Below are 12,492 nucleotides of genomic sequence, written 5' to 3' on the forward strand. Positions count from 1 at the left end.
TGGTCCGGGCAGGAGTGGTCCGGGCAGGAGTGGTCCGGGCGGGGTGGTCAAGCCGGCTCGACGAGTCCGGTGTCGTAGGCGAAGATCACGGCCTGCACGCGGTCGCGCGCGCCGAGCTTCGCAAGCACCTTGCCGACGTGCGTCTTCACCGTCTGCTCGGCGATGAACAGCGTCGTGGCGATCTCGCTGTTGGACTGACCGGCACCGATAAGTACGAGCACCTCGCGTTCGCGCTCGGTGAGGTCTGCGAGGCGTGCGGACCCGCCCGCGGCCCGCGGCTTCTGTGCCGCGAACTGCGCGATCATGCGACGGGTGACGCTCGGCGCGAGGAGGGCGTCACCCGCCGCCACCACTCGGACCGCGTGGACGAGGTCCTCCGGGAGCGCATCCTTCAACAGGAAGCCGCTGGCGCCCGCCTGCAGTGCGTCGTAGACGTAGTCGTCGATGTCGAAGGTGGTCAGCATGATGATCCGCGGGAGCTTCGCCGCGGGGTACGAGGGGCCGAGGATGCGCTTCGTCGCCTCGATGCCGTCGAGCTCGGGCATGCGCACGTCCATGAGGATGACATCGGGGTCGAGTCTGGCGGACAGCGTCAACGCCTCCGCGCCGTTCGCCGCCTGCCCGGTCACCCGGATCCCCTCGTGGGCGTCGAGCAGGGCGGCGAACCCGGCGCGCACCATGGCCTGGTCGTCGGCGATGAGGACTTCGATGGTCACAGTCTGGACTCCGTCACTGCTTGGGTTCGGGCACAGGCACCACCGCGCACGGCAGCTCGGCGATGACGAGCCAGCCGCCGTCCGGGGTCGGTCCCGCTTGGAGAGACCCCCTCAGGAGTTCGGCCCGCTCGAGCATGCCACGCAACCCGTGGCCCGCGCCGTGCTCACCGGAGGCTGGAGCCTCGCCGTTGCCGATGCGCAGGTGGACGGCGACCGCGTCGACTCGGACGTGGACGGTGATCGGCGCCTCGGCCGCGTGCCGCACGGCATTGCTCATCGCCTCCTGCACGATTCGGAACGCGGCGATCTGCACGGTGGGCGGAACGGCCGAGTGGTCACCCGCGCTCAGCTCGAGCGTGATGTCCGCGCCCACCCGGCGGAGGCTCTCGACGAGTGCCGGGATGTCGTCGATGCCCTGCTGCGGCGCGAGCTCGGCCGCCTGGTCCTCGGTGCGCAGGACGCCGAGCAGCCGACGCATCTCGATGAGCGAGCCGCGCGCGGTCGCGGCGATGTCGTCGAACTCGGCCGCGGCGTCCTCGGCCAGACCGGGCACCCGGTACTTCGCGGTCGACGCCTGTACCTGGATGACCGACATGCTGTGGGCGACGACGTCATGCAGCTCGCGGGCGATCCGGGTGCGTTCTTCGATGAGGACGCGGCGGGACTGCTCAGCCGCAGAGACCTCCCGCTCGCGCGTGAGCTCCTCCCCCAGCCGCACCCGACCCGAGAGCAGCAGTGCGACGAGGTAGGCGACACCCACGATGGCCGCCGTGACGATGAGGTCGGCTGCGGCAGCGCCTGCGTCAGCGGCGTCGGGCATGAGCAGCGGGGCGACGAGCGACCCGGCCATGCCGACGATCAGCGGGATCAGGCCCAGCAGCCAGCCGTGCAGATACGTCGTGACACCGACGAACACCGCGAACACGATGAGCGCTGGCACCGCCCACGGCCAGGGCCAGAAGGGGTCGCGATCCGGCGAGACGACGAGCGGCAGTACGAACGAGGCGGCACAGAACAGTACGACGCCGACGCGCGGGAAGGAGATGCCCACGAGCGGAGCAGCGCAGAGGGCCGCGGCCAACAGGAACGCGACGGGCAGCGCCGTGCCGTACAAGCTGCTCTGGATCGGTACGAGGATGGCGAACAGGATGATGGAAACAGCGCCGAGCGACACGAGGACGATCGTGCGGCGCGGGATCCGCGCGGCTGCCGGCACACCCTCCCCAATCACGGTCCGCTCCATGATGGTCATTCTCCCACCAGTGTCATCGCCGGACGATGCTCGTCGGAGTCGTCGGCGGCATCGCCGTCCGATTCCGTGTCAGCATGCCGATGCGCACCGGCGCGGCGTCGCCGCAGTGCGGCGATCCGATCGATCACCACGCCGATCACGAGCGCGACGCCGATGCCGAGCACCGAGCTGAGGAACGGCTGGTCCTCCAGGAGCCGACCGGCGACGATCCCGATGATCGCGCTGTAGGCGGCCCAGGTCGTCCCGCCGATGATGCTGAGCGGCAGGAACCGCTTCCACGAGTACCCGAGCGCCCCGGCGGACATGTTCACGACGACGCGACCGACGGGGATGTACCTGGCGCCGAGGATGAGCGGCGCACCTCGATGGCCGAGTGTTCGACCGGCGCGGTCGAACGCGGCGGCGATGCGTGGACGCCGCATCCACGCGAAGCGCGTCGTCCCGACCCCGCGGCCGATCGCATAGGCGACGTTGTCGCCGATCGCCGCTCCGATCGCAGCGACCGCGCAGAGCAGCACGAGGTTCGATCCCCCGGTCGACACCGAGACCGCGGCAGCGGCCACGAGCACCGTCTCACTCGGGATCGGCGGGAAGAATCCGTCGATCACGGCCGTCAGGAACATCACCAGGTACAGCCATGGCGAGGTCACCGCTTGGAGGATGAGTTCGTTGATGACGTCCATGCCTCGACGCTACGAACCGCGCATCCCATCGGGCATCACCCTGCGGTCTCGACCACCCCCTACTGGAGAGGTGTTCTGCGTGGCACCCGCAGACCGTTCAGAAGCCACGCCCGGAGTGATGCGCTCAGGAGTTCGGTGTCTGTTGGTGGTTCGTCGAGCCCGAGGTGAAGACGCGCCCGCGCTGCGACTGACGCCCTCCCGCGTGCCGGGCATCCGGACCCCCGAACCGCTCCTGCCGCTGTCTGGCATGGCGGCGTCCGACCCGGTGGTTCACCAGCAGCACCACACCGGACGCGACCACGAGCACCACGCCGATGACGATCACCGCGATCCAGGAATCCATGCGCCCCATGCTACGTCGCCACCAGCCAGGTTCGCGGCGGCGGTTGTAAACCCCCTGACACGAACGCGCGGAGCCGCTTGACTAGGGCGACCTGGTCAACGCGCTCATCCGAGCGCGCCGACCGAGAAGGAGGAGAGCCCCATGGGTATCGGAAGCGGCATTGCACTGATCGTCATCGGAGCGGTTCTGGCGTTCGCGATCAACGTCGACCTCGGCGGCTACGTCGACCTGCACTTGATCGGCTACATCCTGATGGGCGCGGGCGTCGTCGTCTTCCTCATCAGCCTCATCCTGACCCTTCGTCGCCGACAGTCGGTCGCGACGACGCGCACCGCGGTCGACCCGGCGAGCGGCGAGCAGGTCACGCGGCGCACCCGCGACTCCGACGGCCCCGCGATCTGAGCACGCGGGAGGTCTGAGCACGCGGGAGATCTGAGCACGCGGGAGACCGGACACCACCTGCGCGCGTCCGGTCACCGCGGACGGGCTCAGGCGGGGACGATGACCGCGCGACCGCGGATCGTGCCCGCGTGGAGGTCCTCGTAGGCCTGCGGGGCGTCGTCGAGGGAGTACGGCTGGATCTCGACGTCGACCTTGCCGGCCTTGGCCAGTTCGAACACCTCGATGAGTTCGCTGCGCGAGCCCCAGTACGGCACGCGGACGGCTGCGTCGTAGGCGATCGACCCGAACCCGATCGTGGCCGAACCGCCGCCGATGCCGACGATGGTGACGTCGGAGTCGATGCCCGCGACGGAGGTGGCCGTCGCGATCGTCGGGTTCGCACCGACGAAGTCGAACACGGCGTCGGCACCGAGCCCACCGGTCAGTTCCATGATCTTGCCCGCGGCGGACTCATCACTGATGAGTGTGACGTCTGCACCGACATGCTTCGCCAGCTCGAGCTTCTCGTCGCTGACGTCGAGCACGATCACCGTCGCGCCCGAGAGGGCCTTCAGCATCTGGATGCCGACGTGACCGAGGCCACCGGAGCCGATCACGACCGCGAAGGTGCCGGCACCGAGCTTCGGGAGGCTGCGCTTGATCGCGTGGTACGGCGTGAGGCCGGCGTCCGTGAGGGAGACGTTCTTCACCGGGTCGAGATCGCCGATCGGCACCAGGTGGCGCACGTCGTCGACGATCATGTACTCGGCCATCGAACCCTGGCTGCCGAGACCGGGCGGACGGATGCCTTCCGCGACGGCGTTCGTGCAGTAGTTCTCCTTGCCCTGCGAGCAGTTGAGGCAGTGCCCGCACCCCCATGGACCGTAGACCGCCACGGACTCGCCGATCGACAGGCTCGTCTCGACACCGGGACCGAACTCCTCGATGATGCCGGCCCCCTCGTGGCCGAGCGTCAGCGGGAGCGGGTACTGCTGCGCGAGGTAGTCCTCCTCGGGCAGGCTCATGACGTAGTCGTCCGAGTGGCAGACACCGGCGGCGGTGACCTTCAGCAGGATCTCGCCGGGCCCGGGGGTCGGCTTCTCGATCTCGACGACCTCGGGAGCCGAACCGATCTTCGTGTACCGCAGTGCCTTCATGGCAGGTGTCCTCCTCGAGCGTCGAGCTGCACGCCGCTGCCGCTCACTAAGCGACGTGTGTCAGATAGATCCGACGAGTCCAGTATGGCCTCGCCGGATGGGAGCCGCCTCACAACGCGGACGCGACGGCAGGCAGGTCGCCTGGCAGCTCAGCAGCTCAGAACGAGAACAGCGTGGGCTCGACGGTCGCTGCAGGCTGGAGGCCCGTCAGCGTGACCCGGATGGTCGTGAGCGGCGGCGTGCGCCGCGCCGTCAACAGCTCCCGACCGACGGCGAGCCAGGCGTCGACGTCGGCCGTCGGGTCGGGGATGCGCCGCCTGAGGACGATCGGAGCCTCATCAGTCTCGGGCGTGAGCGAAACCGTGATGCCCGCGCCGACGAGCCCTGCGCGATCCGCCCGCTTGCAGAGACGGCGGATGCAGCTCTCGACGAGTTCCAGGGGTGTCCAGTCGAGCCGCGCCCAGCCGGCGATGGATCCTTCCGAGGCCAGCGTCGTCCGGACCTCGACCGGACGCACCTCGGCATCGTCTGTTCCCGCACGGATACCGAGCAGGCGCCTCGCCATCGTCGTGCCGCAGGCCGCCGACAACCGGTCCTCCGACAGTCGATCGATGTCGGCCAGGCGCTGCACGCCGAGGTCACGAAGACGCTGCACCGTCTTGCCGCCGACACCCCATACCTCGGTGATCGGCAGCGTCTCGCGCAATCGGGCCTCCTCGGACGCGCCGATCACGTGCAGTCCATCGGGCTTCGCCGCTCGTGAGGCGACCTTCGCCATGAGTTTCGTCCGTCCGATCCCGACACTCACCGGGATGCCGAGCTCGCGTGCCGCGCGTTCCCGCAGCGAGCGCGCGGCGGCCACCGCTCGACTCCGGTCGCCGGTTCCGACGTCGAGGAACGCCTCCTCGATCGACCCGGGTTCGACGGCGTCGGCGCACTCGTGGAACAGGTCGAACAGGGCGTCCCCCACTTCCTCGATCTCGGCGCGTGGCACCTCGACGAGCGCGAGGTGAGGGCAGATCCGCAGGGCGTCCTGCGTCGACATGCCCCCTCGGATGCCGAGCGCCCTGGCCGGATAGTTCGCGCTGGCGATGAAGACGTGGGCGACGGCGGCCATCGGCACCTCGCGCAACTCAGGCCGCGCTCGCAGCGCGACCGATGCGAAGAACGAGTCGGCGTCGGCGTGCAGCACCAGCCGAGCTGTCGCTCCGGGCATCGGACCCCGCCCTTCCTCGTCACCCTGACTCTCGCATCACCCTCCGACAGCCACTGGGATCAGAGCGACGCGATGAGGGATCGGAGGAGGCGACGGGTCTCGGACCGGTCCTCGGGAGTGAGTGCGGCGAGCATCTGGCGCTCCACCTCACGCACGGCCGCAGAGGCCAGCGCATGACGCTCGCGTCCGAGGTCGGTCAGCCGGGTCGGCAGCACCTTGCCGACCGGCGCCTCGGTCGGCCTCGTCACCTCGCCGGCGCGCTCCAACGACTGCAGCAGGACGTTCATCGACTGTCGGGACACGAAGGTGCCGCGCGCCAGCTCGGAGTTCGACAACCCCGGCCTCTGGGCGAGTAGTTCGAGGCAGGAGTAGTGGGTGACCGTCATCCCGAGCGGCCGCAGCGTCGCCTCCATCGCCGTCCGCAGCGCGCTCGACGCCTCCTTCAGCAGGTACCCCACGGAAGTCTCCAGATCAACGCCTTCTTGACTCATGTCAGTATTCTGACATAGAGTCACCCGTGTCAGCTAACTGACACAATCTCAAGGAGTGCACCATGGCCGCCATCGGACCCGACTTCATCTCGCTGCAGGCCAGCGACCTCGACGCGTCAGCCGCGTTCTACGAGCAGTACCTCGGACTCGTCCGAGCCGAGCAGGGCCCGCCGCACGCCGTCGTCTTCGACACGAAGCCCGTCGCGTTCGCCCTCCGCGACACACTCCCGGGTGTCGACCTCACCACGATCCCGCAACCCGGCGTGGGTGCTGCGCTCTGGTTCCACGCACCCGACGCCCAGGAGATCCACGACGCCCTCGCGGCCGACGGCAAGCAGATCGTCGCCGCACCGGTCGACGGCCCGTTCGGCCGCACCTTCACCTTCGCGGACCCCGACGGCTACCACATCACCGTCCACGACCGCGCCTGAGAGACCGAGCCGAGAGAGCGAGCCCGGGAGGCCGCGCATCACGCGTTCCCCCAGTGCGCGGGCAGCTCGAGGTCCGCCGGCACAGTAGTGTCGATGTCGCCAGTGGCCGCGTTGAGTTGCGGCTGCGTGACGTACAGCGCGCGGGACAGATCGGCCCCGTCCAGGCGGGCGTCTCGCAGGTCAGCACCCAAGAGGTCGGCCCCCGACAGATCGCTCCCCCGCAGATCTGCGGTGATCAGGTAGGCACCTCGGAGATCCGCCCCACACAGGCGACGCCCCCGCAGGGTCTTGCCCATCAGGTCGGCACCGGGGCACAACTCGGCATCGAGCTGATCATCACCGAGCGCACGGTAGCCGGCGCGCACCTCGTCGCTGACGTCGATCAACGTCTCACGCACCCGGGCGTGTAGATGCTGCAGATCCAGCGCCAGCACCTGGGCCGCCGTATCGCCGATGGCACGCTCGATCGCCAGCCGGAGCTGCCGTGCACGGTTCGAATTGTCGGGGTCGAACGTCCTGACCTGCGCCTCAGCCAGGTACCACAGCATCTCATGGAGTTGTCTCACCGCGGCGAAAGTGGAGAACATCTCGGCCTTCGTGCCGGGATCGTCAGCCCAGCTCGTTCCACCGAACAGGTTCTGGGAGACGTTCTGTCCAGCACCGAAGCAGTCGAAGACCGTGCAGCCACGGAAGCCCCTGGGGCGCAGTCGGTCGTGGATGGTGCACGAGAAATCGTCCGCCAGGTTCCGGCAGGGTGAGCCTGCAGGTTTGTCGATCGGGAAGTCCGCTGAACGGGAGAACCCGAAGGCGGTACAGCAGAGCGCGAAGCATGTGCCGCAGTCGGCCCGCAGCGACTGCCGCTCGTAGCGGGGCGAAGCAGGCTCGACGGAATGCGTTGAGGTCATGAGGGTGTGATCTTCCAGGGATGAGTTCGAGAGGTGGCCGGGATGCTGGGGATCTCCACACGGAGGTCCCTCCTCGGCCACACGAAATCACCGCTCCTCGACTCAGGAGCGAACGCATGTCGCTATGGGGTCTCTGGTTCACAGAGCAGGAAGAGTATTCACTGCAAGCAGCGTACAACGGCGTCCGTCGCTCGTCGAGGACACCTGACTCCGGCGAACCGGCACCCGCTCAACCGCGGTAGTGGGCCGCCAGGCGTTCGAGACCCTCGTCGATCGAGACGGCGGGCGTCCACTGGAGCGCAGCGTGGGTGTCACGCTGGTCGAACCAGTGGGCGGTCGACAGCTGCTCCGCGAGGAACTGCGTCATCGGCGGCTCGTCGGTTCCCGGGCGGACCGCCCAGATGCGCTCGACGACGGCACCGGCCGCACGCGCGACACCGGCCGGGACACTCAACGTCGGGGGCTTCACGCCCGCCGCGCGACAGATTCCGGCGAGGAGCTCTCCCACCGGACGCGGCTCACCGTTCGTGACGACGAACGGCCGGCCATGAGCGGTCTCCGCGTGCTCCAGCGCCGCCGCGATCGCCGACGCGGCGTTCGCGACATAGGTGCTGTCGATGAGCGCCGTGCCGTCGTCGAGGAGCGGCAGACGCCCGCGACGGGCACGGTCGACGATGCGCTCGACGAGCTGCGGATCGCCAGGACCCCAGACGAGGTGGGGCCGCACGACGACCACAGCGAAGCCCGGACGATCACGAGACAGGGCCAGCAGCTCGCCCTGCGCCTTCGTGCGCGCGTACTCGCCACGCGCGGCTGCGGGGTCCGCATCCTCGGCACTGACACCGATGAGCGCCGACCCGCCGTGCGCGACCGACGGCGAGGAGATGTGGACGAACCGCGTGACCCCTGCAGCCTCGGCGGCATCGAGCAGCACTCGCGTCCCGTCGACGTTCACCCGCTGGAATTCGGCCGGATCACCCGCCAGCGACACCTTGGCTGCCAGGTGGACGACCGCGTCGACGCCCTGCACCGCCGCTGCGACGACCTCGGGATCGGTGATGGACCCTCGGGTCTCGTCGACCCCGGTGAGCGCGGACGGACCACGCTGCAGCACCCGCACCTCGTGACCCGCACGGAGCAGCTCCAGCGCGACCTCGCGGCCGAGCATCCCGCTCGCGCCGGTGACGAGCACGGTCACGGCGTGCTCAGCCGTTCGCCCGCGAGCACGCGTTCGGCCCAAGCGGACAGTCGCGCACGGTCGATCTTCGAGTTGTGGCGGATGTCGGTCGGCAGGTCCGGGATCGCGAAGACCGCGACGAGCGGCTGGGACGACGCCGCACGGACAGCAGCGGCGAGTGCGGCATCCGCGAGACCGACCCGCTTGGACGCGGGATCCGTCTCCACGATCGCGACGCACTGACGCAGACCTGCTGGCCCGACACCGACCACGGCGGCACGACGAACGGCCCGCACCGTCTCGATGTCCTGCTCCGGGCCGACCGGCGCGAGGGGACCGTCCTGCGTCGTGATCACGTGCGGCAGGCGCCCCTCGATCCACAGCCGGCCGTCCTCGTCGAGGTGGCCGACATCGCCCGTCCGATGCCATCGACCACCCTCGGCGACGTCGCGGACGGCAGCCCGGTCGGTCAGCCAGAGGCGGTCGTACTGCGACTTCAGGTGGTCTGCCGAGATGATGACCTCACCGAGCACGTCGGCGTCCTCGGACGGAGCGCCGGTCGCGTCTCCCGCGGCGTCGAGGGCGCTGATCCGCACACTCACGCCACCGATCGGGGTGCCGACGCAGACGCCAGTGTGCGCACGGACGCCAGCGTGCGCACGGGTGCCCGCGGCACCGTCGGAGTCCGCTGCGGCGCTCGCATCGTCGGGCATCGTGTCGAGGGTGATGTCGGAGACGAGCAGGCACTCCGTCATGCCGTAGACGGCGTGTGCGGAGGCGTTCGGGAGGACCCCGATGAGCGCGGTCAGCAGCTGACGACTGACGGGAGCACCGGTCGACAGCACCGTCCGGACACCCTGGAGTGCCGCGTGGTCCGCCGCGTCGAGTGCATCGGCGGTCGCGACGACGTTGAGGATCGCGGCCGGTGACAGGAACACGATGTCTGCGGACGTCTCGGCCACGGCGGCGGCGACGGCTCGGGCGGTGAGCGTCCGGGGTGCGGAGATGTCCATCTCGGGTGTCGACGAGCGGGCGCCGAGGGCGGGGCCGAGGAGGGCGAACGGCGCGAAGCCCGTGACGAGTCCCGAGGCGGAGGTGATCCCGAAGTGCTCGGACAGCACGTCGCGCAGGGAGGACAGTTGCGCGTGCGTGTAGGCGACACCCTTCGCCGGGCCGGTCGAGCCCGAGGTGTACAGGATCGCCGCGGGGTCGCTGGGTCCCGGCTCCGCAGGGAGGACCGGTGCGACGCTGTCGTCGAGGAGCTCCTTGAGACTGTGCGAGACACCGAGCGCTGCCGCGGTGGCGCGGGGCAGTCGCGCAGCAGAGATCTTCACTCCGGGCCACCCGAGTGCGCGGGCCGCTGTGAGTCCGCGCGTCTCTCCGATGATGTAGCTCGGCCAGGCACCACGGACTGCTCGATGCAGACCGCTGACGCCCAGACCTGCGTCGGCGACGACCACGACGGCACCGATGCGCAAGCAGGCGTAGATCACGGCGGTGAGGGTCGCTCCGGGGGTGACGAGCAGGGACACGCGGTCGCCGCGGCGCACGCCGATGCGGTGGAGGCCGGCAGCCAGGCGCGTGACCCGGTCGTCGAGCTGACGCCAGCTGACACGACGGGCCGCGCCCGTGCCGCGTTGCTCGACGATCGCGTCGCCGTCGTCCGTGCTGCGATCGTCGAGCCGGCGCCACAGCGGTTCGAAGTCGGCGACGCGGTCGACGGGCGACGCAGGATCGGCAGTCGTCACATGCTCATCGAGCCACGACAGCAGGGATGCCGCGACGGGGGCGTCGTCGATCACGAGGTGACCGGCTTCGGAGAAACGATGCACCTGGGCGTGCGGCAGCCGCCAGGCGAGGTCGTCGAGATAGCGGTCGCTGAAGATCGGGTCGCGTGGACCCCACAGCATCACCGCGGGGACGCGCAGTGCTGCGACGTCCGCTGCGAGACGTTCGAGGCGTGGAAAGCTGCGGTGCCCGGGCGTCGCGGGGATGTCGGCGACGAAGGCACCGATCCCGCGGCGGCGGGTGTGCGAGGCGTACGGGCTGCGATAGGCGTCGCGCACCTCATGCGTCAGCTTCGGCGAGGCGAGCGAGAGCGTGGTGTCGAGGAACGCCGTCGTCCGGACGGATCCGGCGCTCAGCATGCCCCGTGCGCCCGCGAGGCGGAGCGGCGCGGGGATCGGGGTGCCCTCCGGATGGTGCACAGCCGTGTTCAGGAGCATGGACGCGACGAGGAGGTCCGGGTGCTCGGTCGCCCAGCCGAGGGAGATGACGCCGCCCCAGTCGTGGCCGAGGGTGACGACCGGGCCGTCGAGTCCGATGGCGTCGGTGAACGCTGCGAGGTCGGCGATGCGCTGTTCGAGCCCGCGCGTGAGGTCGGTGCGCTCCGACCAGCCCATCTCCAGCTGGTCGACGGCGACGATCCGCCAGGCGGTGCCGCCGCTGCGCGCCTGCTCGACCGACTGCGTGACGACCGACCGCCACAGGTACGACCAGGTCGGGTTGCCGTGGACGGCGAGGATGGTGCCGACAGGCGTCGCCCCCGCTTCGGCGAGCGCCGCCACCGTGTCGAGGTAGTGCCAGCTGCGCGAGGTGCCGGCGTCGGCCAGGACGCCTGCGACGTCGATGCGTCGCGAGTACTCCGCGGGCAGCTCAGGCAGCCCGGCGGTCGGGAAGTCGTCGTGCACGAATCCGGCCCCCACTACCACGCGAGTTCCATGAGGCCCGTGTTCAAGCCCGAACCGACGCCCATGAGCAGCACACGATCGCCCTTGACGAGGGTCTTCTGCTGGTCGGCGAGCGTGATCGGGATCGACGCGGGGCCGACGTTGCCGAGGTACGGGTAGGTGACGGGCACGCGGCTGCGGTCGAGTGATGCGGCCTTCACCATCGAGTCGGTGTGCACGGAGGAGACCTGGTGCGTGATGTACCGGTCCATCTTCGACCAGCGCCATTCGGCTCCAGCGGCTTCCTTCCACGCGGACACGACGAGTTCGAGGCCGCCCTTGAGCAGCGCTCGGGCGTCGGTGAACATGCCGTCGACGCTACCGACGCACAGGTGGTTGAACTCGGTGGCCGCACGGGTGACACCGCCGAGGATCCGGTGGCCTTCCGGGTGGCGGTCCGCTCGTCCGATGACGGCGGCAGCCGCTCCCGAGCCGAGGGTGAGGGAGGCGAACTCGCTCATGAAGTCGTCGCGGTCGATGCCACCACCGTTCAGACGCTCGATGGTGTTGGCGTGCACCTCGCTCGCGTCCTCGCCGTTCACGATCAGCGCGTATTCGATCTGGCCGGACTCGATCATGGCCGCGGCCATCGTCATGCCGGTCACGAAACCGAGGCACGCGTTCGCGATGTCGAAGTTGATGGCGGAGCTCGGCAGCCCGATGCCGTCGTGGATGCGGACCGCGACCGACGGTTCGAGGTGCTGGCGCGTGACGGAGGTGTTGATCATGAGGCCGATCTGCGACGGGTGTCCGCCGGCCTCCTGCAGTGCCCGGAGGCCAGCGGACACCGTGGCGTCGTCCGAGTTCTCACCGGGGCCCCAGTGCCGTCGCTCGATCACGCCGGCGACCCGCTTCAGGATGCCCTTCGGGAGCCTGGCGCGCTTCATCGCGGCCGCAAGGCCGTCTTCGATCTCGATCGAGGTCACCACCGTCGACGGCAGCGTGCTCGCCACCGACAGCATTGCCACATTGTCGAATCGGGTTGTTGCGTTTCCGGTCACGATTCCTCCG

13 protein-coding genes are annotated in these 12,492 nt (G+C 69.5%); 2 read left to right on the top strand and 11 right to left on the bottom strand.

Annotated elements, in window-relative coordinates; translation table 11 throughout:
• Positions 1 to 47: 47 nt before the first annotated feature.
• The 4 genes from ABMA10_RS19405 to ABMA10_RS19420 all read right to left on the bottom strand — a co-directional run bounded on the left by ABMA10_RS19405 (position 48) and on the right by ABMA10_RS19420 (position 2,994).
• A complete protein-coding gene (locus ABMA10_RS19405) occupies positions 48 to 716 on the bottom strand; it encodes a response regulator transcription factor (protein WP_347867693.1) in 669 nt (222 codons plus the stop codon).
• Positions 717 to 729: 13 nt separating this feature from the next.
• The gene (locus ABMA10_RS19410; protein ID WP_347867694.1) at positions 730 to 1,959 is read right to left on the bottom strand and encodes a sensor histidine kinase; all 1,230 of its coding nucleotides are present in this window, start codon (positions 1,957 to 1,959) and stop codon (positions 730 to 732) included.
• 5 nt (positions 1,960 to 1,964) lie between these two features.
• Positions 1,965 to 2,651 (bottom strand): DedA family protein, encoded by a 687-nt coding sequence (locus ABMA10_RS19415; RefSeq protein ID WP_347867695.1) that lies wholly within the window; start codon positions 2,649 to 2,651, stop codon positions 1,965 to 1,967.
• A gap of 124 nt (positions 2,652 to 2,775) precedes the next feature.
• Complete coding sequence (locus ABMA10_RS19420; RefSeq protein WP_347867696.1) at positions 2,776 to 2,994, bottom strand: hypothetical protein; 219 nt, start codon at positions 2,992 to 2,994, stop codon at positions 2,776 to 2,778.
• Positions 2,995 to 3,135: 141 nt separating this feature from the next.
• Here ABMA10_RS19420 and ABMA10_RS19425 point away from each other — a divergent pair, with 141 nt between their 5' ends.
• A complete protein-coding gene (locus tag ABMA10_RS19425; protein ID WP_347867697.1) occupies positions 3,136 to 3,396 on the top strand; it encodes a DUF6458 family protein in 261 nt (86 codons plus the stop codon).
• An 86-nt stretch (positions 3,397 to 3,482) separates the two neighbouring features.
• On the opposite strand, the gene ABMA10_RS19430 is transcribed toward ABMA10_RS19425, so the two are convergent.
• The 3 genes from ABMA10_RS19430 to ABMA10_RS19440 form a co-directional block, all read right to left on the bottom strand.
• The gene (locus tag ABMA10_RS19430; protein ID WP_347867698.1) at positions 3,483 to 4,532 is read right to left on the bottom strand and encodes an NAD(P)-dependent alcohol dehydrogenase; all 1,050 of its coding nucleotides are present in this window, start codon (positions 4,530 to 4,532) and stop codon (positions 3,483 to 3,485) included.
• A gap of 157 nt (positions 4,533 to 4,689) precedes the next feature.
• Positions 4,690 to 5,748: a Y-family DNA polymerase gene (locus tag ABMA10_RS19435; RefSeq protein WP_347867699.1), complete on the bottom strand. Its 1,059-nt coding sequence runs from the start codon at positions 5,746 to 5,748 to the stop codon at positions 4,690 to 4,692.
• Between the two features lie 59 nt (positions 5,749 to 5,807).
• Complete coding sequence (locus ABMA10_RS19440; RefSeq protein WP_347867700.1) at positions 5,808 to 6,239, bottom strand: MarR family winged helix-turn-helix transcriptional regulator; 432 nt, start codon at positions 6,237 to 6,239, stop codon at positions 5,808 to 5,810.
• Between the two features lie 62 nt (positions 6,240 to 6,301).
• Between ABMA10_RS19440 and ABMA10_RS19445 the strand changes: the two genes are divergently transcribed.
• Complete coding sequence (locus tag ABMA10_RS19445) at positions 6,302 to 6,670, top strand: VOC family protein (protein ID WP_347867701.1); 369 nt, start codon at positions 6,302 to 6,304, stop codon at positions 6,668 to 6,670.
• A gap of 38 nt (positions 6,671 to 6,708) precedes the next feature.
• Here the strand turns inward: ABMA10_RS19445 and ABMA10_RS19450 are convergent, their stop codons facing one another.
• The 4 genes from ABMA10_RS19450 to ABMA10_RS19465 all read right to left on the bottom strand — a co-directional run bounded on the left by ABMA10_RS19450 (position 6,709) and on the right by ABMA10_RS19465 (position 12,482).
• Entirely contained in the window at positions 6,709 to 7,257 is a 549-nt protein-coding gene (locus ABMA10_RS19450) for a pentapeptide repeat-containing protein (RefSeq protein WP_431030875.1), read from the bottom strand.
• A 547-nt stretch (positions 7,258 to 7,804) separates the two neighbouring features.
• Positions 7,805 to 8,773, bottom strand: a complete 969-nt coding sequence (locus ABMA10_RS19455) for an NAD-dependent epimerase/dehydratase family protein (RefSeq protein WP_347867703.1) — start codon at positions 8,771 to 8,773, stop codon at positions 7,805 to 7,807.
• On the bottom strand, positions 8,770 to 11,463 hold the full coding sequence (locus ABMA10_RS19460; protein WP_347867704.1) for an alpha/beta fold hydrolase: 2,694 nt from the start codon (positions 11,461 to 11,463) through the stop codon (positions 8,770 to 8,772). The genes ABMA10_RS19455 and ABMA10_RS19460 overlap by 4 nt, the downstream gene beginning before the upstream one ends.
• Positions 11,457 to 12,482, bottom strand: a complete 1,026-nt coding sequence (locus ABMA10_RS19465) for a 3-oxoacyl-ACP synthase III (RefSeq protein WP_347867705.1) — start codon at positions 12,480 to 12,482, stop codon at positions 11,457 to 11,459. The genes ABMA10_RS19460 and ABMA10_RS19465 overlap by 7 nt, the downstream gene beginning before the upstream one ends.
• Positions 12,483 to 12,492 lie beyond the last annotated feature (10 nt).

Source organism: Plantibacter sp. RU18, from assembly GCF_050613355.1.
Lineage (GTDB): Bacteria > Actinomycetota > Actinomycetes > Actinomycetales > Microbacteriaceae > Plantibacter.